The following is a 23856-nucleotide window of genomic DNA, read 5'->3' on the forward strand; positions in this document are numbered from 1 at the left end:
GCACATTGCTGATGCCAAAAGCGCTTAAAACCCCTAAAAGCTTGGCCTTCAGGCGATAAAACCAAACCTGGCACGTACCATGCATTAGTCATTACACAACCAGTTTTGGGGGCCTTGGTACAGGCAGGCCGGGGATTCCCCTCTTTTATTGCTCACGGAGGCTGATCTGCAGCCTCCAGCGCCCGTCCACCGCCTCGCTGCTCCACTGGCCACGCAACGGACGGGCCGCCACCAGATTCACCAGCAACCCCTCTTTGCTATTCTGAACCCGCCAGATCACATCCCTTCCTTGCACCTGCAAACGACCGCGCTGCGGCTTGCCTTCGGCCTGGAACAACAGCGCCACCGTGCCATCCACATGCTCGCCGTGCAGCTGCGGCTCTTCGTTGAACCACAGCACCAGGCCAGCCGGAATCACTTCGATTTGTTCGAGTTCGCGGGGTTCAGGGGGGGTCAGGCGGCCAATCATCAAGCCAACCATGACGCCGACAATGGCCAAGGAAAACATCACGCGTGGCCAGAGTTGAGAACGCGGGTCGGCTTCAGGGGTAGAATGCTCCCCGTCCTTTTGTTCGGAGCCGTGCATGTTTCACGTCATCCTTTTTCAACCAGAAATTCCGCCGAATACCGGCAACATTATCAGGCTGTGCGCCAACAGCGGCTGCCACCTGCATTTGATCGAGCCGATCGGTTTTGAACTGGACGACAAGCGCTTGCGTCGGGCCGGGCTCGATTACCATGAGTATGCCACTCTGGTGCGCCACAAAGACCTTGCCAGCTGTCTGGAGAGCCTGGGCCAGCCCAGGGTGTTTGCGTTTACCACCAAGGGCTCCAAGCCCTTCCACGACGTGGCGTTCAAACCGGGGGATGCGTTTGTGTTCGGCCCCGAGAGCCGTGGCTTGCCGCCGGAAGTGCTCGACCCGCTGACGCCCGAGCAGCGCCTGCGCCTGCCCATGCGCGAAGGGTGCCGCAGCTTGAACCTGTCCAATACCGTGGCAGTGGCCGTGTACGAGGCCTGGCGTCAGAACGGGTTTGCCTGAAACCTATTCGCGGTGGTCCGGCATACCGGCAAGCCCGCTCCCACAAAAGCACCCCAATGTGGAGCGTGAAATGTGGGAGCGGGCTTTGCCGGGATGCCGGACCACCGCGAATTTAGACGCCGCCGAATCAGATCACTGCAGCGAAGGCGCTTCGCCCGCCTCTTGCAGGCGCGCCAGTTCCTGGGCGTACAGGGCGTCGAAGTTGACCGGCGCCAGCATCAGTGCCGGGAACGAACCACGAGTTACCAGGCTGTCCAGCGCTTCACGCGCATAAGGGAACAGAATGTTCGGGCAGAACGCGCCCAGGGTGTGGCTCATCGACTGCGCATCGAGGTTCTTGATCAGGAAGATACCGGCTTGCTGGACTTCAGCGATAAAGGCGACTTCGTCGGCGTTCTTGACGGTGACCGACAGGGTCAGCACGACTTCATAGAAACCATCTTCCAGCGCCTTTTGGCGGGTGTTCAGGTCCAGGCCAACTTGCGGCTCCCAGCTCTGACGGAAGATCGCCGGGCTTTTTGGCGCTTCGAAGGACAGGTCACGCACGTAGATACGCTGCAGAGAGAATTGCGGCGTGTTTTCGTCGGCCGAGCCGTTGTTCTGTTGGTCAGTCATGACAGATCCTTCTTGAGTGGAGGTCTTGTAGGGTTTGGGTAATCAAGCCTTGAGCAAAGCGTCGAGCTTGCCGGCACGCTCCAACGCAAACAGATCGTCGCAGCCACCGACGTGGGTGCTACCGATCCAGATTTGCGGCACGGAGGTACGGCCAGCCTTCTGACTCATTTGAGCGCGAACCTGGGGCTTGCCATCGACCTTGATCTCTTCGAAGGCAACGCCCTTGCTGCCCAGCAACTGCTTGGCTTGGATGCAATAGGGGCAATAGTCGCTGGAGTAGACAACCACGTCAGCCATATCACTTCACCAGCGGCAGGTTGTCGGCGCGCCAGCTGGAAACACCACCGGACAGCTTGGCGGCGTTGAAGCCGGCCTTGAGCAGCTCGCGGCAGCTGGTGCCGGCGTGCTGGCCCATGTTGTCGACCACGATCAGGGTCTTGGCCTTGTGCTTTTCCAGCTCGCCGATACGGGCAACCAGTTTGTCCTGAGGAATGTTCAGCGCGCCCACGATGTGGCCTGCGGCGTATTCCTTGGTGTTGCGGATGTCGATCACCAGGCCTTGCTCGCTGTTGACCAGCGAGGTCAGTTCGCGAGTGCTGAGGCTTTTGCCACCGCGACGGAGCTCCAAGATGATCAGCAGCACCAGCAATACGACGAGAATGCCGACGAGCAGATAGTGATTTGTGGCGAATTTAATCAGATCAGCAACCATCAGGAAGTTCCAGGGCATTAAAATGTCGGCCAGTATACACAGCCCCCAAGGTCGGCCAAAGCCCGCCCGGCTGTCGCCCCATCGGAACCGTCAAACACGGTACGGGTCACTTTGCGCGGTAACGGCGAATAAACCTTATTCGTCATTCGGGGCCAGAATGCCCTAAAATGCGCTTCTTTTTTCCTCTGCACGCACGAGTGGGATCTATGACTGCCACGCCAAAACCTTTGGTCCTGATCATCCTGGATGGTTTCGGGCACAGCGAAAGCCACGAATACAACGCCATCTACTCGGCCACCAAGCCGAACCTGGATAAGTTGAAGCAGACTTGCGCCAATGGCCTGATCTCGGGTTCGGGTATGGACGTAGGCCTGCCGGACGGCCAGATGGGCAACTCGGAAGTCGGCCATATGAACCTGGGCGCAGGCCGGGTCGTGTACCAGGACTTCACCCGGGTCACCAAGGCCATCCGCGACGGCGAGTTCTTCGAGAACCCCACCCTGTGTGCAGCGGTCGATAAGGCTGTGGCTGCTGACAAGGCCGTGCACATCATGGGCCTGCTGTCCGACGGTGGCGTACACAGCCACCAGGACCATCTGGTCGCCATGGCCGAACTGGCTGCCCAACGTGGTGCCAACAAGATCTACCTGCACGCCTTCCTCGATGGCCGCGACACGCCACCACGTAGCGCCGAATCGTCGATCAAGCTGCTGGACGACGCCTTCGCCCGCCTGGGCAAGGGCCGCATCGCCAGCATTATCGGCCGTTACTTCGCCATGGACCGCGATAATCGCTGGGACCGTGTCTCCACCGCCTACAACCTGATTGTCGATAGCGTTGCCGAATTCAGCGCCGACACCGCGCAGCAAGGCCTGGAAGCCGCCTATGCACGCGATGAAAGCGATGAGTTTGTCAAAGCCACGCGCATCGGCGAGCCGGTAAAAGTCGAAGATGGCGATGCCGTCATCTTCATGAACTTCCGCGCCGACCGCGCCCGTGAACTGACCCGCGTGTTCGTCGAAGACAACTTCAGCGACTTCGAACGCGCCCGCCAACCAAAACTGGCCGCCTTCATCGGCCTGACCCAGTACTCGGCCAAGATCCCGGCCCCCGCGGCCTTTGCACCCGGCAGCCTGAACAACGTGCTGGGCGAGTACCTGGCAAAAAACGGCAAGACCCAACTGCGCATTGCTGAAACCGAAAAATACGCCCACGTAACCTTCTTCTTCTCCGGTGGTCGTGAAGAACCGTTCGAAGGCGAAGAGCGCATCCTGATCCCGTCGCCGCAAGTCGCCACTTACGACCTGCAGCCAGAAATGAGCGCCCCCGAAGTCACCGACAACATCGTCGATGCCATTGAGCACCAGCGCTACGACGTGATCATGGTCAACTACGCCAACGGCGACATGGTCGGCCACAGCGGCGTGTTCGACGCTGCCGTCAAGGCGGTTGAATGCCTGGACACTTGCGTCGGCCGTATCGTCGAGGCGCTGGCCAAGGTTGGCGGCGAAGCCCTGATCACCGCCGACCACGGCAACGTCGAGCAGATGGAAGACGCGTGCACCGGCCAGGCGCACACCGCCCACACCACCGAACCGGTACCGTTCATCTATGTTGGCAAGCGCCCGCTGAAAGTGCGCGAAGGCGGTGTGTTGGCTGACGTGGCGCCGACCATGCTCCAGCTGTTGGGCCTGGAGAAGCCTGCCGAAATGACCGGCACTTCGATCCTCGTCGAAGGCTGATACCGGAAAAATCGCCCGTTCGGCCGATTTTTAGACAAACGCCTCACAGCCAACGGTTGTGGGGCGTTTTTTTTGCATCGCGTGGCGGGCATACTAGGGTGATGATACGTCTACCCTTTATTACCCTGGTATCGCCCGCCCCCATGCTCCGCGCCCTGATCGCCCTAGCCCTGACCTGCCTGCTCCATCCGGCGTTTGCCGATGAGCGCGCACAAACCCAGCAACAACTGGACGCCACGCGCCAGGACATCGCCGAGCTGAAAAAACTGCTCGGCAAGTTGCAGGAAGAAAAATCCGGCGTGCAGAAAGACCTGCGCGGTACAGAAACCGAGATGGGCAAGCTGGAAAAGCAGGTGGAGGCCCTGCAAAACGAACTAAAAAAGACTGAAAGCGAGCTGCAGCGTCTCAATGAGGAGAAAAAAAAACTCCAGAGCGCCCGCACTGAGCAGCAGCGACTGATCGCCATCCAGGCCCGCGCCGCCTATCAAAGCGGCGACCAGGAATACCTCAAGCTGCTGCTTAACCAGCAGAACCCGGAAAAATTCGCCCGCACCCTCAGTTATTACGACTACCTGAGCCAGGCCCGTCTTGAGCAGCTTCGCAGCTTCAATGAAACCCTGCGCCAGCTGGCCAACATCGAAAACGAAAGCACCCTGCAGCAAGCACAGCTCTTGGCCCAGCAAGGCGCCCTCGACAGCCAGCGTCACGAGCTTGAACAGGTCAAGGCCGAGCGCGAGCAGGTGCTCGCCAAGCTCAACGCCGACGCCAATGAACGCGACCAGAAACTGGCCGCCCGCGAGCAGGACCAGGCCGACCTGGCCAAGGTGCTCAAGACCATCGAGGAAACCCTCGCCCGCCAGGCCCGCGAAGCCGAAGAAGCGCGCCAGAAAGCGCTGCTCGCCCAGCAAGAGGCCGAAAAACGCCAGCGCGAAGCCGAGGCTGCGGCCAAAGCCAAAGCCAAAGCCGAGGCCTATGCCCGCGACGACGCCCCTCCCAGCCGACCTAAACCTTCCCCCGGCGCGCTGGTCTCAAGTGGCGGCGCAACCTTTGGCGGCGCCTTCACCGCGGCCCGTGGCCAGCTGCCGTGGCCGGTCGATGGGCGCCTGCTGGCGCGTTTCGGTGAAACCCGCGGTGCCGATTCTCGGACCAAATGGGATGGCGTGATGATCAGCGCCAGTGCCGGTAGCCAGGTCCACGCCGTACACGGCGGTCGCGTGGTGTTTGCCGACTGGTTGCGCGGCGCCGGACTTCTCGTCATCCTCGACCATGGCAACGGATATTTGAGCCTGTACGGCCACAATCAGACCCTGCTCAAGGACGCCGGTGACATCGTCAAGGCCGGTGAAGCCATCTCGACCGTCGGCTCCAGCGGTGGGCAAGACACCCCAGCGTTGTATTTTGCGATTCGCCAGCAAGGGCGTCCCAGCGACCCTGCACAATGGTGCCGCGCCCAAGGATAGAGGCGCGACCGACAACATCTACGACGCAAGCCGAGCATTGCCAGGCCCGTCGATGCACCGAAAGGCGCAATTCAGGATTAGGAGTTCGTTCGACATGCTGCATTTGTCCCGCCTCACTTCGCTGGCCCTGGCAATCGCCGTGGTCGTTGGCGCGCCGCTCGCCCAGGCAGCGGAGCCTGCGCACCCGGCTACCGTCGCCGCCACGCCCGCCAATGCCAAGGCACCGCTGCCGCTCGACGAGCTGCGAACCTTTGCCGAGGTCATGGACCGGATCAAGGCTGCCTATGTCGAACCTGTCGATGACAAAACCCTGCTGGAAAACGCCATCAAGGGCATGCTCAGCAACCTCGACCCGCATTCGGCCTACCTGGGCCCGGAAGATTTCCAGGAGCTGCAGGAAAGCACCAGCGGCGAATTCGGTGGGCTGGGCATCGAAGTCGGTATGGAAGATGGCTTTGTCAAGGTGGTCTCGCCCATCGACGACACGCCAGCCAGCAAGGCCGGCATCGAGGCGGGCGACCTGATCGTCAAGATCAACGGCCAGCCGACCCGTGGCCAGACCATGACCGAGGCCGTCGACAAAATGCGCGGCAAGGTCGGCCAGAAAATCACCCTGACCCTGGTGCGCGACGGCGGTACGCCGTTTGACGTGACCCTGGCGCGGGCGGTGATTCAGGTCAAGAGTGTCAAGGCGCAAATGGTCGAGCCGGGCTACGGCTATATTCGTATCACCCAGTTCCAGGTCAAGACTGGCGAAGAAGTCGGCAAGGCCCTGGCCACGCTGCGCAAAGACAACGGCAAGAAAATGAAAGGCCTGATCCTGGACCTGCGCAACAACCCGGGCGGCGTCCTGCAGTCGGCGGTGGAAGTGGCCGACCACTTCCTGACCAAGGGCCTGATCGTCTACACCAAGGGCCGGATCGCCAACTCCGAGCTGCGCTTCTCCGCAGACCCGGCCGACGCCAGCGAAGGCGTACCGCTGGTGGTGCTGATCAACGGAGGCAGCGCCTCGGCTTCAGAGATCGTCGCCGGCGCCCTGCAAGACCAGAAGCGCGGCGTATTGATGGGTACCGACAGTTTTGGCAAGGGCTCGGTGCAAACCGTACTGCCGCTGAACAACGACCGTGCGCTCAAGCTCACCACGGCGCTGTACTACACACCCGACGGCCGCTCGATCCAGGCCCAGGGCATTATCCCGGACATCGAAGTGCGTCGCGGCAAACTGACCAGTGAGCAAGACAGCGAGAACTTCAAGGAAGCCGACTTGCTCGGCCATTTGGGCAACGGCAATGGTGGCGCCGATCGCCCATCGCCATCCGGCAAAGGCCCAACCGTCAGCAAATCCGGCAACAAGGATCGCCCACAGGATGACGACTTCCAGCTAAGCCAGGCGCTGAGCCTGCTCAAAGGCCTGAGCATCACCCGCGGAAACTGACCGATGCGTGTACGCGCCTGGCTGGGTGCCTGGCTGTTGCTGTTATGCGGTGCCGCCCAGGCAGCACCGGCCTACCTGACACTGATCATCGACGACCTGGGGCAGAACCTGCCCCGGGATCGCCGCGTGCTGAACCTGCCCGGCCCCGTCACCCTGGCCATCATGCCCGACACCCCGCACGCCACCGAACTGGCCCACGAAGCCCACAAGGCTGGCAAAACGGTGATCCTGCACATGCCCATGGACCCGGCCACCGGCCCTTACGCCTGGCACCCGGAACTGCCCTTGAGCGAACTCCAAAGCCGCCTGCACGCCGCCCTGGCCAAGGTGCCCACAGCCCGCGGCATCAACAACCACATGGGCAGCCGAATGACGTCGCAACCCGCCGCCATGGCCTGGCTGATGGAAGAGTTGCAGCGCCGCCGTTTGTTTTTCGTCGACAGCCGCACCAGCGCCGCCACGGTGGCCGCTGCCAGCGCCCAGCGCATCGGATTGGCCAGCCTGTCACGGGATGTATTCCTTGATGATGTACGCACGCCCGAAGCCATTGCCGAGCAACTGCAAAAAGGCATCCGGTTGGCACGCACACAGGGTTCAGCCGTGCTGATCGGCCATCCTTACCCCCAGACACTGGACGTGCTGGAGCGCGAACTGCCGCGCCTCAAGGCCCAGGGTATCGAATGGATCGACATCCACCAGATGATTGCCGAGCGCAGTAACCGCGCCATGACCGGGCACGGCAAGAACGGCGTCTACCGCTAAGGTTCAGAGATAACGCGCCATGGTTTCTTCGACGAAGCCTTCGCGGCGCATGTCGTCGAGGGCCGCCTGCAGCTTATTGACCACCTCATCCGGGGTCTGCTTGTTCAAGGCCAGAAACAGCTCGGCGCCATGAAAACGCAGAACCGTCTTGAGCCCACCGATCCCCTCCTGGCGGGCCAGATACCGACCGGCTGGGTCTCCGGTGGCCCAGAGGTCGATGTCCTTGTCGATCAGCTTCCTGGCGTTTTCCTGGTCCCGCAGGACCACCACCGGGTTCATCTTATGCTTGCCCAGATACAGGGCAATGGCATCGCCTTTATAGGCGCCGATCTTGTAGCCACGGGCCTGTTCCAGGCTTTTGATATTGAAACGACTGTCGGCACGGCCAAGCAGCACCCAGTCGTCCGGCCCAATCGGCCCGACCCATTTGAACAGCGGCTCGCGCTCGGGCAAGCGGGCGATCACAAACACGCCGTAGCCTGGGGTTTTCAAGGTCGTCTGGTAGATGCGTTCCCAAGGAAAGCGAAGCGTCAGGCTGTAGGGCACATCCGCACGCTTGAACATCTCGCGCACCACATCGGCGGCGATTCCCTTGATGTTTTCATCCTGGGCGAAGTTCTTGCCGTTGCTGGCCATATTGTAGGGAGGGAAGTTTTCCGTCAGCAGCACGATGGGGTCGGCCTGGGAAAGGCTGGAAAACGCTAAAGAATGAATAGAGAGAATGGCGAACAACAGTCGCTTGAGCATGTGAGGCCCCGCAGTCCATGGCTGTAGGAAACATTACCCCATTGCAGCCAACACGCAACCCTTGTAGGAGCCGACCTCGGTCGCGATGGCCTCGCCGCGGTATGTCTGGATATCCGCGTCGATATCATCGCGACCAAGGTCTGCTCCTACAAGTACAAGTACAAGTTATGCGATCAGCGCACCACGATCCCGCGGTGGGCCATATAGGCCTTGGCTTCAGGCACGGTGTATTCGCCAAAGTGGAAAATACTCGCGGCCAGTACCGCACTGGCGTGGCCTTCGATAATCCCGTCAGCCAGGTGCTGCAGGTTGCCAACACCACCCGAGGCGATCACCGGGATACCCAGGGCATCGCTGATCGCACGCGTCACGCCCAGGTCGAAGCCGTTTTTCATGCCGTCCTGGTCCATGCTGGTCAGCAGGATTTCGCCAGCGCCCAGGCCTTCCATCTTCTTGGCCCACTCCACGGCGTCCAGCCCGGTCGGCTTGCGGCCGCCGTGGGTGAAGATTTCCCAGCGCGGGGTTTCGCCCGGCTGCGAGACTTTCTTGGCGTCGATGGCAACCACGATGCACTGGGAGCCGAAATGCTCAGCGGCTTCGCCAACAAACTCCGGGTTGAACACCGCAGCGGTGTTGATCGACACCTTGTCGGCACCGGCATTGAGCAGGTTGCGGATGTCTTGCACGGTGCGCACGCCACCGCCCACGGTCAGCGGGATAAACACCTGGCTGGCCATGCGTTCGACGGTGTGCAGGGTGGTGTCACGGCCATCGACGCTGGCGGTGATGTCGAGAAAGGTAATCTCGTCGGCGCCCTGTTCATCGTAACGACGGGCGATCTCGACCGGATCGCCCGCATCACGGATGTTCTCGAACTTGACGCCCTTGACCACCCGGCCGTTGTCCACGTCCAGGCAGGGGATGATGCGTTTGGCCAGTGCCATGACGTGCTCCTCAGCCTTTGTAGGTATCGCAGAAGGCTTGCGCCTCGGCGACGTCCAGGGTGCCTTCGTAGATCGCCCGGCCTGTGATCGCGCCGATGATGCCTGGCGCCTTGGCGTCCAGCAGGGCCTTGATGTCACCCAGGTTGTGGATACCGCCCGACGCGATGACCGGGATCTTGGTGGCAGCGGCCAGGGCAGCGGTGAAAGGTACGTTGCAGCCCTGCATCATGCCGTCTTTGGCGATGTCGGTGTAGACGATGGCAGACACGCCGTCGGCTTCGAAACGCTTGGCCAGGTCGATCACCTGCACCGTGCTCACTTCAGCCCAGCCGTCGGTAGCGACGAAACCGTCTTTGGCGTCCAGGCCCACGATGACCTTGCCCGGGAAAGCGCGGCAGGCTTCGGCGACGAACTCAGGCTCTTTAACGGCCTTGGTGCCGATGATCACGTAGCTCACGCCAGCCTTGATGTAGTGCTCGATGGTTTCCAGCGAGCGGATACCGCCGCCGATCTGGATCGGCAGCTGGGGGTAGCGCTTGGCGATGGCTGTGACCACTTCGCCGTTGACCGGCTGGCCTTCGAAAGCGCCGTTCAGGTCGACCAGATGCAGGCGACGGCAGCCCCCTTCCACCCATTTGGCGGCCATGCTCACCGGGTCGTCGGAGAACACGGTGGAATCTTCCATGCGGCCTTGGCGCAGACGTACGCAGGCACCGTCTTTAAGATCGATAGCGGGAATAATCAGCATCTGGAAAACCTGTCAATTCGGTAAACAGCGATGCCCGGAAGATCAGCTCTTCTCGAGCGCCCACAAGTCGCTTTCAATGCTTTCGAACCTCTCCTTGAGGTGCGCCTGCACGTCGAAAATCGCCCTGTTGTAATAGTGTGGAGCAATTTCGCGAGTAAACAGCTCCAGGACCTCGGCCACTTCAAACGAACCCAGTTGCAGCTCAAAACGATCCTCGAGGAAGCGCTTGAGCACATCGAGTGCCTCGCGCTCCTGCTCGGGCGCGAGGGTCATGGTCGGGGCTTTGCTTTTGGAGCGGCTCATTACCAGCGGCCATCCCAGGCGGCGAAGTTCTGCAACAGCTGCAGGCCATGGGTATGGCTCTTCTCCGGGTGGAACTGCACGGCAAAGCGCGAGCCTTCGGCCAGCGCGGCGGCAAAGTCGACGCCGTAGTGGCCGCGACCGACCACCTGCCCGGCCTTGCCTGCCTCGATGTAATAGCTGTGGACGAAGTAGAAGCGCGCCAGGTCCGGGATGTTGTGCCACAGCGGGTGATCCACCGCCTGGGTCACTTCATTCCAGCCCATGTGCGGCACCTTCAGGTGCTCGCCGTCTTCATGCAGGCCCTTGCCGAAGAACTTCACATTGCCTGGGAACAGGCCAATGCAGTCGACACCGTCGTTTTCTTCGCTGTGATCGAGCAGTGCTTGCATGCCCACACAGATGCCCAGGAACGGGCGGTCCTGGCTGACTTCGCGCACCAGCGAATCGAAGCCCAGACGGCGGATTTCGGCCATGCAGTCGCGAATCGCGCCTACACCCGGAAACACCACCCGATCGGCTTCACGAATCACATTGGCATCGCTGGTGATCTGCACCCGGCCAGCGCCGACGTGTTCGAGGGCCTTGGCCACCGAGTGCAGATTGCCCATGCCGTAATCGATAACCGCAACGGTTTGCATTACAGGCAACCTTTGGTGGAGGGCATCTGCCCGGCCATACGCTCGTCCAGCTCAATGGCCATGCGCAGGGCACGGCCGAAAGCCTTGAACACAGTCTCGATCTGGTGGTGGGTGTTGTGCCCACGCAGATTGTCGATGTGCAGGGAGACGTTGGCGTGGTTGACGAAGCCCTGGAAAAACTCCTGGAACAGGTCAACATCGAAGCCGCCGACGCTGGCGCGGGTAAAGGGCACGTGCATCTGCAGGCCAGGGCGGCCAGAGAAGTCGATGACCACGCGCGACAGGGCTTCATCGAGCGGCACATAGGCATGACCGTAGCGGTAGATGCCTTTTTTGTCGCCGATCGCCTGCGAAAAGGCCTGACCCAGGGTGATACCGACGTCCTCCACGGTGTGGTGGTCGTCGATATGCAGGTCGCCCTTGCACTCGATGTCCAGGTCGATCAACCCATGACGGGCGATCTGGTCCAGCATATGTTCAAGAAAAGGAACACCGATATCAAATCGGGCCTTTCCGGTGCCATCCAGGTTGATCGAGGCCTTGATCTGGGTTTCCAGAGTGTTGCGCTCGACGGACGCCTTACGTTCGGCCATCACCAGCTCCGCGAAATCATTGGGCGAAAAAGGCAGACATTATAGGCCCAGATGGAGTTGGCATGAAGCAAACATGACGAATGCGAGGGAATTTCACTGGTTGGCCTCCTGAAACCGCTCCAACGTGCCGGAATATGCACCTCTGTAGGAGCCCAGCTTGCTGGCGATGGGCGCACCACGGTATATCAGGTAGACCGCGGCGCACTCATCGCGAGCAAGCTCTGCTCCTACCTGTGAGCAAGGTTTACCTGCGATGGCGGTATATCAGGAAAACCGTGGTGCGCTCATCGCGGTAGTCTTTCGCCCACCATCTGCCGCCATTCGAGGAACCGCCATGCCCATCGTTGTCGAAAAACTGGTCGAGCCAACCCGACAAGACCTGGAGGATCTGCACAAGATCTACCGCGATGCACCGGCCTGGCTGTTTGGCTCGCTCAAGGATAGCCAAAGCCTGATCGATGCAGGCCTTGGCGACGACAGTTGGCTCGCCGCGCGCTTTAACGACCGGTTACTAGGCGCTGCCCGCCTGCGCCAGGACGACGGGCAATGGCAGTTGTCGCACCTGTGCGTCCGGGCCTTGACCCGGCGCCGCGGGGTGGCCGAACGCCTGGTCAGCGAAGCGCGCCGAACCGCCCTTGAAAGGGGCGGTCAATTACACCTGCTGGCCCCGGCCGGCCACCTGGAATGCCAGGCGCTGGCTGCCAAACTGCACTTGCCACTGGCCAACGGCGAAGATTGATAACCACTGGCGCCTGCCATGACGCGCAGCCGCCGACGTCAGAGCGCTATACTCTGCGGCTAAATTTTGAATCGACCTACAAGGACTCGCCCATGAAAGCGTTCGGCAAAATCCTGGGGCTGTGTGTTCTCGGGCTGTTGCTGATCATTGTGGCATTGGGCTTTGCCCTGACCCACTTATTCGATCCCAACGACTATAAAGACGAGATTCGCCAGCTGGCCCGTGATAAAGCGCACGTTGAACTGACCCTCAACGGAGACATCGGCTGGAGCCTGTTTCCCTGGCTGGGCCTGGAGCTGCACGAAACCAGCGTGGCGACCCTGAACAACCCCAAGGTGCCGTTTGCCGACCTGCAGATGCTGGGCCTGTCGGTTCGAGTACTGCCGCTGCTGCGCCGCGAAGTGCAAATGAGCGATGTGCGCGTCGAAGGCCTTAACCTCACCCTGACCCGCGATAAGAACGGCCACGGCAACTGGGAAGACATCGGCCAGCCGCTCCCTTCAAGCACACCAGAGCCCACCACGGCCAGCACCCCAGAGCCTTCCGCCAGCCCGGTGCCAAAGGCACCCGACGCTGCCGAGCGGCCGATCAAGCTCGATATCGATAGCCTGACCGTGAACAACGCCCGGGTGTATTACAACGACGAGCGCACCGGCCAGCAGTACAGCGCCGAAAGCATCCAACTGAGCACTGGCGCCGTTCACCAGGGCATCAATATTCCGGTCAAGATGACCGCATTCTTCGGCAGCAACCAGCCGGTGATGCGTGCCCGCACCGAGCTCAACGGCGAACTGCGCTTTGATCGCGCCCTCAAGCGCTATCAGTTCGAAGACATGAAACTCAGCGGTGAAGCCTCGGGCGAACCCCTGCAAGGCAAAACCGTCACCTTTGCAGCCCAAGGCCAGTTGCTGGTCGATCTGGCGGCCAACGTTGCCGAATGGACAGGCCTGAAGGTTTCCGCCAACCAGCTGCGCGCCTTGGGCGAACTCAATGCCCGCGACTTGGACAAAGAGCCGAAAATCAGCGGCGCCCTGTCCATCGCCCAGCTCGACCTGCGCACCTTCCTCGACAGCATCGGCCAGCCCGTACCGGCCATGACGCCCGGCAGCCTGAGCAAGTTCGAACTGGTCAGCCGCGTGGAAGCCAGCAAAAACAGCCTGGCCCTGGAAGATCTCAACCTGAAGCTCGACGACAGCCTGTTCACCGGCCGCCTGGCCGTCGAAGACTTCGCCAAGCAAGCTCTGCGCGTGCAGCTCAAGGGCGACACGTTCGATGCCGACCGTTATCGCCCGGCCAAGAGCGAAGCGGCAGCCGGCGCCACCGCCGCGCGCCAGGCCGAGGTCAAAGGCACTGAAGCTGGAGCCCTGGGTAACGGCGACACCCCACTGCCCAACGCCCCGACCCAGACGGCCTGGAGCAACGACAAGCTGCTGCCGGTGGACCGCCTGCGCCAGCTCGACCTGCAGGCAGACCTGAGCTTTGGCGTGCTGACCCTCGACAAACTGCCGATCCAGAACGCTGTCCTCAAGGCCCAGGGCGCAGGCGGCCTGATCAAGCTGGAAGCCCTCCAGGGCGGCCTCTACAACGGTGATTTCGCCACCACCGGCACCCTCGACGTGCGCCCCGCGGTGCCACAGATCGGCCTGCAGACCCACATCAATCAGGTGCCCGTCGAACACTTCATCAACACCGACGACAAGCCCTCGCCCATCAAGGGCCTGCTGACCTTGAGCAGCGACCTGACCGCTAGCGGCAACAGCCAGAAAGCGCTGATCGACACCCTCAATGGCTCCGCCAAGTTCACCATCAACGATGGTGTGCTGGTCAATGCCAACCTTGAGCAGCAACTCTGCCAGGGCATCGCCCTCCTCAACCGCCAGGCCTTGGGCAGCGCCCCGCGCGGCAAGGACACACCGTTCGAAGAACTCAAGGGCAGCCTGGTGTTTCGCAATGGCGTGGCCAGCAACCCGGACCTCAAGGCGCGCATTCCGGGCCTGACGGTCAACGGCAACGGTGATATCGACCTGCGCGTGCTGGGCATGGATTATCACGTGGGCGTCATTATCGAAGGCGACAAGAGCGACATGCCGGACCCTGCCTGCCAGGTCAACGAGCGCTATGTTGGCCTGGAATGGCCGCTGCGTTGCCGTGGCCCGCTGGAGCTTGGCGCCAAGGCTTGTCGCGTGGAAAAAGACGGCCTGGGCAAGATGGCCGGCAAGCTGGCGGGCGACAAGATCAACGAAAAACTCAACGAAAAGCTTGAAGAGAAACTCGGCGACAAAGTGAGCCCAGAATTGAAAGACGCATTGAAGGGGCTGTTCAAACGATGAGCCCGGAGCAATTTTCCACCGCGGTCCTGGACTGGTTCGACCGTAACGGCCGCCACGACCTGCCTTGGCAACAGGGTATCAACCCGTACCGGGTGTGGGTCTCGGAGATCATGTTGCAGCAGACGCAGGTCAGCACCGTGCTGAACTACTTCGACCGCTTCATGGACGCCCTGCCCACCGTCGAGGCCCTGGCGGCAGCACCGGAAGATGAAGTGCTGCACCTGTGGACCGGGCTTGGCTACTACACCCGCGCCCGCAACCTGCAGAAAACCGCAAAAATCGTGGTCGAGCAGTACGGCGGCGAATTTCCCCGTGACGTGGAAAAGCTCACCGAGCTACCCGGCATCGGCCTGTCCACGGCGGGCGCCATCGCCAGCATCAGCATGGGCCTGCGCGCCGCGATCCTGGACGGCAACGTCAAGCGCGTACTGGCCCGCTACACGGCCCAGGAAGGCTACCCAGGCGAGCCGAAGGTCGCCAAGGCACTGTGGGCCAACGCCGAGCGCTTCACGCCACACGCCCGGGTGAACCATTACACCCAGGCGATGATGGACCTGGGCGCCACGCTGTGCACCCGCAGCAAACCCAGCTGCCTGCTCTGCCCGCTGGAAAAAGGCTGCGAAGCGCACCTGCTGGGCCTGGAGATCCGCTACCCGATCCCCAAGCCGCGCAAGGAAATCCCGCAAAAGCGCACACTGATGCCCATGCTCGCCAACCGCGACGGCGCCATCCTGCTTTACCGAAGGCCCTCCAGCGGCCTTTGGGGCGGGCTCTGGAGCCTTCCTGAGCTTGATGACCTGAGCGACCTCGAACACCTGGCCGATCAGCACGACCTAACCCTGGGCGCGACCCAGAGCCTTGCCGCACTGACCCACACTTTCAGCCATTTCCAGCTGGCCATCGAACCCTGGTTGGTTCGAGTCGACAGCCAAGGCCCGCGCGTGGCCGAGGCCGACTGGCTCTGGTATAACCTCGCCACCCCGCCGCGCCTGGGCCTTGCCGCCCCGGTGAAGAAATTGCTGAAGCGCGCGGCCGACGCCTTGAACGCAGGAGAGTTGTCATGACCCGCACCGTAATGTGCCGCAAGTACAAAGAAGAACTGCCAGGCCTTGAGCGCCCTCCTTACCCGGGCGCCAAGGGCCAGGACATTTTCGAACACGTCTCGGCCAAGGCCTGGGCAGACTGGCAGAAGCACCAGACTCTGCTGATCAATGAAAAGCGCCTGAACATGATGAATGCCGACGACCGCAAATATCTTCAGGGCGAAATGGACAAGTATTTTTCGGGCGAGGAGTACGCCCAAGCCGAAGGTTACGTTCCACCTGCTCAATAAATGAGCAAATCCGTAAGCTTCGGTATTAATTCAAGAAATTTTTAAAAACTTGCTTGACGCTTCATCGAAAAAGCCTTTTAATGCGCCCCGTTGCCCAGATAGCTCAGTCGGTAGAGCAGGGGATTGAAAATCCCCGTGTCGGCGGTTCGATTCCGTCTCTGGGCACCACTCACAAGCTTTTGAGTGGTGTGCATCACCACCGAAGCAAACAGAAAACCGGCCCTTGAGCCGGTTTTTTGTTGCCTGTAATTTAGGTCGCCCAGGTGCCACACCACACCAGCCAGGACCAAACCGCATGGCCTCCCCCGACAAGCAACAAAAGCGCGCCAAGCGCAGCGCCGCCAAAGCCAAACAGAATCGTGTTGCCCGCAGCACCAAGACCGCCGCGGCCACGAACACCAAAGACCCTGACTTCGAACTGACCATCGACGAAGTGTTCGAGCAGGCCACTGACGCCGGTGCCTACGACCAACTCTATGCCGACATGAACGAAGCCCTGCAGGGCGAAGCCGGCCTGGTGGGCCTGTGCGCCATCTTCCTGCAGGACTCGCTGCTGCAACTGGTGGTCGAGAGCTTCGACGAAGTGCAGGCCACCGACTACATCATGGCCGTGCTGGTGTCCTATCGCATCGCTGAAGGCGACCCGGACGAAGAGACCGCCATTGCCTGGATCGAAAGCGAAGCCTTCCAGATCGCCTACGTGGCCGCCTCAGAAGCCCTCGCCAAGCCATAACGCTGCATTGCGTTGCGCTTTGCGGTATGTAGGAGCCGAGCTTGCTCGCGATAAAGGCACCGCGGTTTTATCAGATGCTCCGCGGCGCCTTTATCGCGAGCAAGCTCGGCTCCTACATTAGATGCAAGCCGTTACAGATGCAGGCCGTTTCGGTGTTTCAATGATCCAGTACCACGCGCCCGAGGCCCTGGGCCTTGCGCCGGCGCGCCACCAACAAGCCGGCCGCCACCACGGCGATGCTCAGCAAGCCCATGGCAATGATCTCGACGCGGTGATCTTCACGCACCAGCATCAGCGTCAGTACCCCCACGATGAAAATGATGGTCGCCCAGGTCAGCCCCGGAAACAGCCACATCTTGTAGTCGATGGTCTCGCCCCGCGCCTGGCGCTGATGGCGCATGCGCAGCTGCGACACCGCAATCACCAGGTACACCAGCAGCGCGATCGAGCCTGAACTGGCCATCAGGAACGCAAGTACCTGCGAAGGCGCCACGTAGTTGGCGAACACCGCCACGAACGCCGCCGCCGTCGACAGCAATACTGCCCAGTAAGGTGTGCCGCTGGAATTCGTGCGCTGGGCGACTGCCGGGGCATCGCCACGCTTGCTCAGGGAGAACAGCATGCGCGAGGCGGTATAGAGGGCAGAGTTCAGGCAGCTTGTTACCGCTATCAGCACCACCACATCAACGATCAGCTTGGCATTGGGAATGCCAATACGGTCCAGCACCGTTTGGTAGGAACCCACTTGCGGCAGACTGCTGTCATTCCACGGCACCAGCGCCACCACCAAGAAGATCGAAACGAGATAGAACAGGAAGATCCGCCAGATCACCGAATTGGTCGCGCGGGTGATCTGCTGGCCCGGGTTCTTGGACTCGGCCGCAGCAATGGTGACGATTTCGGTCCCCATGAACGAGAACATGGTAGTCAGCATGGCTGCGGCTACCGCGCCCATGCCGTTGGGCATAAAGCCCTGGGTATCGACCAGATGACGCACACCACTGACCTGGCTGCCCGGGATCAGGCCAAAGACAGCCGCCGCGCCGACCACAATGAACGCCACGATGGCCACCACCTTCAGCAGCGCGAACCAGAACTCGAATTCACCGTAGTTCTTCACACTGATCAAGTTGGTTGCGGTCAGCAACAAGGTAACGATCAACGCAAAGGCCCAGATCGCAATATTCGGGAACCAGGCATGCAGGATGGTTGCAGCCGCACTGGCTTCCATCGGAATCACCAAGACCCAGAACCACCAATACAACCAGCCGATGGTAAAGCCGGCCCAGTGACCGATGGCCTTATCGGCATAGGTTGAGAATGAACCGGTGTCAGGGGAGGCGACGGCCATCTCCGCCAGCATGCGCATCACCAGCACCACCAGCGTACCGGCCGCCGCATAGGCCAGCAGTACTGCGGGGCCCGCTTCGGCGATGGCGTGGCCGGAGCCGACGAACAAACCGGCGCCGATCACGCCGGCAATCGACAACATGGTCACATGGCGCTGCTTCAGCCCTTGGCCGAGGTCGTTGGTGCTTTGCGTACTGCTCATAAAACTACCTTTTGTAAAAAATAGTATTCAGTCCAGCCCTTCACCTGCATCCCACATCAAGGGGATGCATTCCGCTTCTAACCGCTATCCAAGATCTGAACGCAAGATCTGAGCCAGAAGCCGGTGAATCTGCCACGCCCCCCCAGCCAGGGTTTAAGCAAGCCATTGAGAATGCTTACAAACTACCGTGAGCATTACCGTAACACTCAGTTACAGCAGCCTCGATCGCACCAAAACATAGACACGGGTAACACCGCGACGCAAAAAAGGAGCAACTCACCGGTGCAACCACAATCCGTTCAAGAAAGCCCACAGTCGCTACCGCGACTAAAAGCTGCTTCCAACCACCGGCCAAAGCTGGCACCATCGCGCCTTTTTTCAAGCGACTCCCCTCTGGATTCGGGCGGCGCCCGCTCCTTCAGACCCGCTCGGAAGATATCCGCGCGACAGTCTGCTGTAGCGATGCGACACCCACCCGCCTGCCGCGTGTTTGCACCCCGTGGCGCTGTTGGCGAGCTTCCGAACCCTATGCTAGCGTGGCGCCTCGCCAGGAAGGCCACTAATAGCAGGAGCGCACAGAACTCATGAGGACCGCCCATGGCCCAGGCCACGCCCGCGCTGGAAATCCGTAACTTGCATAAGCGCTACGGCGATCTGGAAATACTCAAGGGGATATCCCTGACTGCCCGTGATGGCGATGTTATCTCGATCCTGGGTTCTTCCGGGTCTGGCAAGTCGACCCTGTTGCGCTGCATCAACCTGCTCGAAAACCCGCACCAGGGCGAGATCCTGGTGGCCGGCGAAGCCCTCAAGCTCAAGGCCGCGAAAAATGGCGAGCTGATCGCTGCCGACAACAAGCAGATCAATCGCATGCGCAGCGAGATCGGCTTCGTATTCCAGAATTTCAACCTCTGGCCGCACATGACCATCCTCGACAACATTATCGAGGCGCCACGACGTGTGCTCGGCCAGTCCAAGGCCGAAGCGATCGAAGTGGCCGAAGCACTGCTGGCCAAGGTCGGCATCGGCGACAAACGCCACGCCTACCCTTCCCAGCTCTCCGGCGGCCAGCAACAACGCGCTGCCATCGCCCGCACCCTGGCGATGCAACCGAAGGTCATATTGTTTGACGAGCCCACCTCGGCGCTGGACCCGGAAATGGTCCAGGAAGTGCTCAGCGTGATCCGCGCACTGGCCGAAGAAGGCCGAACCATGCTACTGGTGACTCACGAAATGGGCTTTGCCCGCCAGGTGTCCAGTGAAGTGGTTTTCCTGCACCAGGGCCTGATAGAAGAGCAGGGATCGCCGCAGCAGGTCTTTGAAAACCCGCTTTCGGCGCGTTGTAAACAATTCATGTCCAGCAACCGCTAACGGAGCAACACGAATGCAGACTTACAAAAAATTCCTCCTGGCCGCTGCCGCTACGCTGGTGCTTGGCAATGCCATGGCCGCCGACAAACTGAGGATGGGCATCGAAGCAGCCTACCCGCCCTTCAATAACAAAGATGCCAGCGGCCAGGTCGTCGGCTTCGACGTCGACATCGGCAACGCCCTGTGCGCCAAGATGAAAGTCGAGTGTGTCATCGTCACCTCCGACTGGGACGGCATCATCCCTGCCCTGAACGCCAAGAAATTCGACTTTTTGATCTCGTCTATGTCGATCACTGACGAGCGCAAGCAGGCGGTGGACTTCACCGACCCGTACTACTCCAACAAGCTGCAGTTCATCGCGCCTAAAGATGTCGACTTCAAGACTGACGTTGCCTCTCTAGAGGGCAAATCTATCGGCGCTCAACGCGCGACGCTGTCCGGCACCTGGCTTGAAGACAAAGTCGGCGCAGACAAGGTCAAAATCAGTCTCTACGACACCCAGGAAAACGCCTACCTGGACCTGACCTCTGGCCGTCTGGACGGCATCCTGGCGGACAAGTACGTGCAATACGAGTGGCTCAAGTCCGACGCGGGCAAGGCCTATGAGTTCAAGGGCGACCCGGTTGAAGAAAGCGACAAGATCGGCATTGCCGTTCGCAAGGGCGACCCGCTGCGCGAGAAGCTCAACGCCGCGCTGAAGGACATCAAGGCCGACGGTACTTACAAGAAGATCAACGACAAGTACTTCCCGTTCAGCATCGAATGATTTACCCGACCCGCACCGCCCGCCCTGCGGCGGTGCCCGTCCCAGTGACCAAACCTGCCCATGAATATTGATCTCTACGGATTCGGCCCGGCGCTTGCGGCCGGCGCTTTGATGACCGTCCAGCTGGCGCTTTCGGCCCTGTGCCTGGGCTTGGTGCTGGGCTTGCTCGGCGCCCTGGCCAAGACTTCGCCGTATCGGACGTTGCAGTGGATCGGCGGCACCTACTCGACCATCGTGCGAGGCGTGCCCGAACTGCTGTGGGTTCTGCTTATCTATTTTGGCACCGTCAGCCTGATGAACCGGCTGGGCGAGCTGCTGCACATTCCAGGCCTTGAACTCAATGCCTTTGCCGCGGGCGTTATCGCCCTGGGCTTGTGTTTTGGTGCCTACGCCACGGAAGTATTCCGCGGCGCGATCCTGGCTATTCCCAAGGGCCATCGTGAAGCCGGCATGGCCTTGGGCTTGTCCAAGAGCCGGATTTTCTCGCGGCTGATCCTGCCGCAAATGTGGCGCATCGCCCTGCCGGGCCTGGGCAACTTGTTCATGATCCTGATGAAAGACACCGCGCTGGTCTCGGTGATCGGCCTTGAAGAAATCATGCGCCACTCGCAAATCGCCGTGACGGTGAGCAAACAGCCGTTCACCTTCTATATGGTTGCCGCCTTTATCTACCTGGGCCTGACCATCCTTGCCATGATCGGCATGCACTTCATGGAAAAACGCGCCGCCCGTGGCTTTGCGAGGTCCGAATCATGAATTGGGAAGTCATCATCAAGTGGCTGCCACGCTTGGCCCAGGGCGCTACCTTGACCCTGGAGCTGGTCGCCATCGCCGTTATCGCCGGCCTGATCCTGGCCATCCCGCTGGGCATCGCCCGCTCATCACGGCTGTGGTACGTGCGTTCATTCCCTTACGCCTACATCTTCTTCTTTCGCGGCACACCGCTGCTGGTGCAGCTGTTTCTGGTGTACTACGGCCTTGCCCAGTTCGACGCCGTGCGCCAAAGCTCGCTGTGGCCTTACCTGCGCGACCCGTTCTGGTGCACCGTGCTGACCATGACCCTGCACACCGCGGCCTACATCGCCGAGATCCTGCGTGGCGCCATCCAGGCCATCCCCCGCGGCGAGATTGAAGCGGCGCGAGCGCTGGGCATGTCCCGCGCCAAGGCCATGATCTTCATCATGCTGCCGCGCGCGGCGCGTATCGGCTTGCCGGCCTACAGCAACGAAGTGATCCTGATGCTCAAGGCCAGTGCCCTGGCCAGCACCGTGACCTTGCTGGAACTGACCGGCATGGCCCGAACGATCATCGCCCGCACCTACCTGCCGGTCGAAATCTTCTTTGCGGCTGGCCTGTTCTACCTCGCCATCTCCTTCTTGATGGTGCGCGGCTTCAAGCTGCTGGAACGCTGGCTACGCGTAGACGCCGCCCAAGGCCGCTAGTGGGTAGTGTGGGAGCAAAGCTTGCTCGCGATACGGGCGCCGCAGACCAACGGGTACACCGCGGCGCCTGCATCCCCACCACCAGGACTCGATAACCGCCATGACCCACCCCCTCTCCGGCGACCACCTGCTGACCCGCTTCAAGGCCCTGGACACCTTCCTGCTCCAACACCAGGCCCTATGGCGCCCCCGCCCGTTCAACCACCTCGAACTACCCTGGGAAGCCGACCACCCACAACTGGCCACCTGGCTACGCCAACGCACCCTCGCTGACGCCGAAGCCGCCGACAACCACCCAGAAGCCCTGCCCGCCCCTGCGCCTTACCCACAGATCGCAGCCCAAGCCGCAGCACTGGCCGCCGTCGGCGAGTTATCCACATCCGCCCTACACCCCTGCGCCCCACGCCTGAGCGTCGACGTACCCGGCCGCAAGTGGGACCAGATCCAAGCCTTCGCCAGCCACCTGAACTTCAACACCCAGCCCAGCCACTGGCTAGACTGGTGCTCCGGCAAAGGCCACCTGGGCCGTCGCCTGCTGCAACCGAGCCAAACTCTCACCTGCCTCGAATACGACGCCCACCTGGTCGAAGCCGGCCAGCACCTGAGCCAGCGCCACAGCCTCAACGCCCAGCACCTGCTGCAAAACGTCATGGCCGACGACGCCTCAAACCGCCTGAGCGCCCAACACACCCCCGTCGCCCTGCACGCCTGCGGCGACCTCCACGTACGCCTCATGCAACTGGCCAGCCGCGCCGGCTGCCGCCAACTGGCCATCGCCCCGTGCTGCTACAACCGCACCGCCAGCACCGGCCACCAGCCACTCTCCAGCGCCGCCATCGCCTCCAGCCTGCACCTCTCACTGGACGACCTTGGCTTACCCCTGAGCGAAACCGTCACCGCCGGTGCCCGCGTACGCCGCCAGCGCGACCTCTCCATGGCCCGCCGCCTAAGCTTCGACCTGCTGCAACGCCGCCTCCGCGACCTCGACCAATATCTGCCAACCCCCTCCCTGCCCGCCGCCTGGCTGGACAAACCCTTCACCGAGTACTGCCAGGAACTGGCGGCGCTCAAAGGGATATCCACCAACGGCTTCACCGACTGGGCAGCCCTAGAAACAGCCGGCCAACACCGCCTGGCTGCCGTGCGCAACCTCGAAATGGTCCGCAACCTCTTCCGCCGTCCCCTGGAAATGTGGCTCGTCCTCGACCGAGCCCTCTACCTGCAAGAACAAGGTTACGAAGTGTATCTAGGCCTGTTCTGCGAAAGCCGCCTGACCCCCCGCAACCTGCTACTGCTGGCCCAGCGCTGAAAATCTGCACAAGGTTTGTACTCAGCCTGTGGATAACTCTGTTGAAAACATCCGCTGATGGCCCCGTAAAATCATGGATCCAAGCGCTTTAACAGCTTGTTCATTTTTTAGTCATATTTGAAAGCCGAACAAAAACAGCACCTTGCGTCAGGGCGCCACACCGCGCACAAAATCGAGCGATGGCAGGGGCTGCCATGTCATGAATGTGCATAAGCATTTGGGGTGGGTAAGAAAGGACGAGAAAAAAAGCATGCAGAGGGGGTTTACTCGACAGAGCGAATGGCTATAATCAGCGCCCTACTGCCGGTATAGCTCAGATGGTAGAGCAACTGACTTGTAATCAGTAGGTCCCGGGTTCGATTCCTGGTGCCGGCACCATACGCAGTACCGAAAAAGGCTCACCGAAAGGTGGGCCTTTTTTGTTTGCTTGAAACTTCTTGGCTGGATTCCTTACGTCATTGCAACGGTCTAGCCCAGCCAGCCGGTGATATAGTTTTCGCGCTTCGCCGTTCAATTTGCAGGGATGCAGCAGGAGACCAAGC

General features: G+C 61.0%; 26 protein-coding genes and 2 tRNA genes. 17 read left to right on the plus strand and 11 right to left on the minus strand.

Annotated features, from left to right (window positions below; translation table 11 throughout):
• Positions 1-145 precede the first annotated feature (145 nt).
• A complete protein-coding gene (locus AC3IX4_RS27500; RefSeq protein WP_489258444.1) occupies positions 146-586 on the minus strand; it encodes a hypothetical protein in 441 nt (146 codons plus the stop codon).
• Between AC3IX4_RS27500 and trmL the strand changes: the two genes are divergently transcribed.
• Positions 585-1040, plus strand: coding sequence for a tRNA (uridine(34)/cytosine(34)/5-carboxymethylaminomethyluridine(34)-2'-O)-methyltransferase TrmL (gene trmL, locus AC3IX4_RS27505; RefSeq protein ID WP_489258445.1), 456 nt, complete (start codon positions 585-587; stop codon positions 1038-1040). The genes AC3IX4_RS27500 and trmL overlap by 2 nt on opposite strands.
• Before the next feature lie 132 nt (positions 1041-1172).
• Here the strand turns inward: trmL and secB are convergent, their stop codons facing one another.
• Genes secB through AC3IX4_RS27520 form a run of 3 tightly spaced genes read right to left on the minus strand, consistent with a single transcriptional unit; the run spans position 1173 to position 2367 of the window.
• Positions 1173-1655: a protein-export chaperone SecB gene (secB, locus tag AC3IX4_RS27510; RefSeq protein ID WP_489258446.1), complete on the minus strand. Its 483-nt coding sequence runs from the start codon at positions 1653-1655 to the stop codon at positions 1173-1175.
• A gap of 42 nt (positions 1656-1697) precedes the next feature.
• A complete protein-coding gene (gene grxC, locus AC3IX4_RS27515; protein WP_489258447.1) occupies positions 1698-1952 on the minus strand; it encodes a glutaredoxin 3 in 255 nt (84 codons plus the stop codon).
• Position 1953: 1 nt separating this feature from the next.
• Positions 1954-2367, minus strand: coding sequence for a rhodanese-like domain-containing protein (locus AC3IX4_RS27520; RefSeq protein WP_489258448.1), 414 nt, complete (start codon positions 2365-2367; stop codon positions 1954-1956).
• A 206-nt stretch (positions 2368-2573) separates the two neighbouring features.
• Here AC3IX4_RS27520 and gpmI point away from each other — a divergent pair, with 206 nt between their 5' ends.
• The 4 genes from gpmI to AC3IX4_RS27540 all read left to right on the plus strand — a co-directional run bounded on the left by gpmI (position 2574) and on the right by AC3IX4_RS27540 (position 7766).
• Positions 2574-4109 carry a 2,3-bisphosphoglycerate-independent phosphoglycerate mutase gene (gene gpmI, locus AC3IX4_RS27525; RefSeq protein ID WP_489258449.1) on the plus strand — a complete coding sequence of 512 codons (1536 nt, stop codon included), beginning with the start codon at positions 2574-2576 and terminating at the stop codon, positions 4107-4109.
• A 143-nt stretch (positions 4110-4252) separates the two neighbouring features.
• Positions 4253-5569 carry a murein hydrolase activator EnvC family protein gene (locus tag AC3IX4_RS27530; RefSeq protein WP_489258450.1) on the plus strand — a complete coding sequence of 439 codons (1317 nt, stop codon included), beginning with the start codon at positions 4253-4255 and terminating at the stop codon, positions 5567-5569.
• 94 nt (positions 5570-5663) lie between these two features.
• Positions 5664-7004 carry a S41 family peptidase gene (locus tag AC3IX4_RS27535; RefSeq protein WP_489258451.1) on the plus strand — a complete coding sequence of 447 codons (1341 nt, stop codon included), beginning with the start codon at positions 5664-5666 and terminating at the stop codon, positions 7002-7004.
• Positions 7005-7007: 3 nt separating this feature from the next.
• Positions 7008-7766 carry a divergent polysaccharide deacetylase family protein gene (locus AC3IX4_RS27540; RefSeq protein ID WP_489258452.1) on the plus strand — a complete coding sequence of 253 codons (759 nt, stop codon included), beginning with the start codon at positions 7008-7010 and terminating at the stop codon, positions 7764-7766.
• Positions 7767-7769: 3 nt separating this feature from the next.
• Here the strand turns inward: AC3IX4_RS27540 and AC3IX4_RS27545 are convergent, their stop codons facing one another.
• The 6 genes from AC3IX4_RS27545 to hisB form a co-directional block, all read right to left on the minus strand.
• Positions 7770-8513, minus strand: a complete 744-nt coding sequence (locus tag AC3IX4_RS27545) for a substrate-binding periplasmic protein (RefSeq protein WP_489258453.1) — start codon at positions 8511-8513, stop codon at positions 7770-7772.
• A gap of 173 nt (positions 8514-8686) precedes the next feature.
• Positions 8687-9457, minus strand: a complete 771-nt coding sequence (gene hisF, locus AC3IX4_RS27550) for an imidazole glycerol phosphate synthase subunit HisF (protein WP_489258454.1) — start codon at positions 9455-9457, stop codon at positions 8687-8689.
• Between the two features lie 10 nt (positions 9458-9467).
• Complete coding sequence (hisA, locus tag AC3IX4_RS27555; RefSeq protein WP_489258455.1) at positions 9468-10205, minus strand: 1-(5-phosphoribosyl)-5-[(5-phosphoribosylamino)methylideneamino]imidazole-4-carboxamide isomerase; 738 nt, start codon at positions 10203-10205, stop codon at positions 9468-9470.
• Positions 10206-10247: 42 nt separating this feature from the next.
• Positions 10248-10508: a DUF2164 domain-containing protein gene (locus AC3IX4_RS27560; RefSeq protein WP_489258456.1), complete on the minus strand. Its 261-nt coding sequence runs from the start codon at positions 10506-10508 to the stop codon at positions 10248-10250.
• On the minus strand, positions 10508-11146 hold the full coding sequence (gene hisH, locus AC3IX4_RS27565; protein ID WP_489258457.1) for an imidazole glycerol phosphate synthase subunit HisH: 639 nt from the start codon (positions 11144-11146) through the stop codon (positions 10508-10510). Before hisH ends, AC3IX4_RS27560 begins: the two co-directional genes overlap by 1 nt.
• Entirely contained in the window at positions 11146-11739 is a 594-nt protein-coding gene (gene hisB, locus AC3IX4_RS27570; protein WP_489258458.1) for an imidazoleglycerol-phosphate dehydratase HisB, read from the minus strand. The genes hisH and hisB overlap by 1 nt, the downstream gene beginning before the upstream one ends.
• Positions 11740-12073: 334 nt before the next feature.
• Here hisB and AC3IX4_RS27575 point away from each other — a divergent pair, with 334 nt between their 5' ends.
• The 6 genes from AC3IX4_RS27575 to AC3IX4_RS27600 all read left to right on the plus strand — a co-directional run bounded on the left by AC3IX4_RS27575 (position 12074) and on the right by AC3IX4_RS27600 (position 16874).
• The gene (locus AC3IX4_RS27575; RefSeq protein ID WP_489258459.1) at positions 12074-12478 is read left to right on the plus strand and encodes an acetyl-CoA sensor PanZ family protein; all 405 of its coding nucleotides are present in this window, start codon (positions 12074-12076) and stop codon (positions 12476-12478) included.
• Positions 12479-12570: 92 nt separating this feature from the next.
• Positions 12571-14808 (plus strand): AsmA family protein, encoded by a 2238-nt coding sequence (locus AC3IX4_RS27580; protein ID WP_489258460.1) that lies wholly within the window; start codon positions 12571-12573, stop codon positions 14806-14808.
• Positions 14805-15872, plus strand: coding sequence for an A/G-specific adenine glycosylase (mutY, locus tag AC3IX4_RS27585; RefSeq protein WP_489258461.1), 1068 nt, complete (start codon positions 14805-14807; stop codon positions 15870-15872). The genes AC3IX4_RS27580 and mutY overlap by 4 nt, the downstream gene beginning before the upstream one ends.
• A complete protein-coding gene (locus AC3IX4_RS27590) occupies positions 15869-16141 on the plus strand; it encodes an oxidative damage protection protein (RefSeq protein WP_489258462.1) in 273 nt (90 codons plus the stop codon). Before mutY ends, AC3IX4_RS27590 begins: the two co-directional genes overlap by 4 nt.
• 92 nt (positions 16142-16233) lie before the next feature.
• Positions 16234-16309, plus strand: a tRNA-Phe gene (locus AC3IX4_RS27595).
• Positions 16310-16436: 127 nt separating this feature from the next.
• Complete coding sequence (locus AC3IX4_RS27600) at positions 16437-16874, plus strand: hypothetical protein (protein WP_489258463.1); 438 nt, start codon at positions 16437-16439, stop codon at positions 16872-16874.
• A 157-nt stretch (positions 16875-17031) separates the two neighbouring features.
• On the opposite strand, the gene gabP is transcribed toward AC3IX4_RS27600, so the two are convergent.
• On the minus strand, positions 17032-18426 hold the full coding sequence (gene gabP / locus AC3IX4_RS27605) for a GABA permease (protein WP_489258464.1): 1395 nt from the start codon (positions 18424-18426) through the stop codon (positions 17032-17034).
• A 597-nt stretch (positions 18427-19023) separates the two neighbouring features.
• Between gabP and AC3IX4_RS27610 the strand changes: the two genes are divergently transcribed.
• From AC3IX4_RS27610 to AC3IX4_RS27635, 6 genes are all read left to right on the plus strand, one after another.
• Complete coding sequence (locus AC3IX4_RS27610; protein ID WP_489258465.1) at positions 19024-19797, plus strand: ABC transporter ATP-binding protein; 774 nt, start codon at positions 19024-19026, stop codon at positions 19795-19797.
• A gap of 13 nt (positions 19798-19810) precedes the next feature.
• Entirely contained in the window at positions 19811-20563 is a 753-nt protein-coding gene (locus AC3IX4_RS27615; protein WP_489258466.1) for an ABC transporter substrate-binding protein, read from the plus strand.
• Positions 20564-20623: 60 nt separating this feature from the next.
• Positions 20624-21319: an ABC transporter permease gene (locus AC3IX4_RS27620; protein WP_489258467.1), complete on the plus strand. Its 696-nt coding sequence runs from the start codon at positions 20624-20626 to the stop codon at positions 21317-21319.
• The gene (locus AC3IX4_RS27625; protein WP_489258468.1) at positions 21316-22005 is read left to right on the plus strand and encodes an ABC transporter permease; all 690 of its coding nucleotides are present in this window, start codon (positions 21316-21318) and stop codon (positions 22003-22005) included. The genes AC3IX4_RS27620 and AC3IX4_RS27625 overlap by 4 nt, the downstream gene beginning before the upstream one ends.
• A 100-nt stretch (positions 22006-22105) precedes the next feature.
• Positions 22106-23314 (plus strand): methyltransferase, encoded by a 1209-nt coding sequence (locus AC3IX4_RS27630; RefSeq protein ID WP_489258469.1) that lies wholly within the window; start codon positions 22106-22108, stop codon positions 23312-23314.
• A 302-nt stretch (positions 23315-23616) separates the two neighbouring features.
• A tRNA-Thr gene (locus AC3IX4_RS27635) sits at positions 23617-23692 on the plus strand.
• The last annotated feature ends 164 nt before the right edge of the window (positions 23693-23856 follow it).

This window comes from Pseudomonas sp. KH_021 (assembly GCF_057838865.1).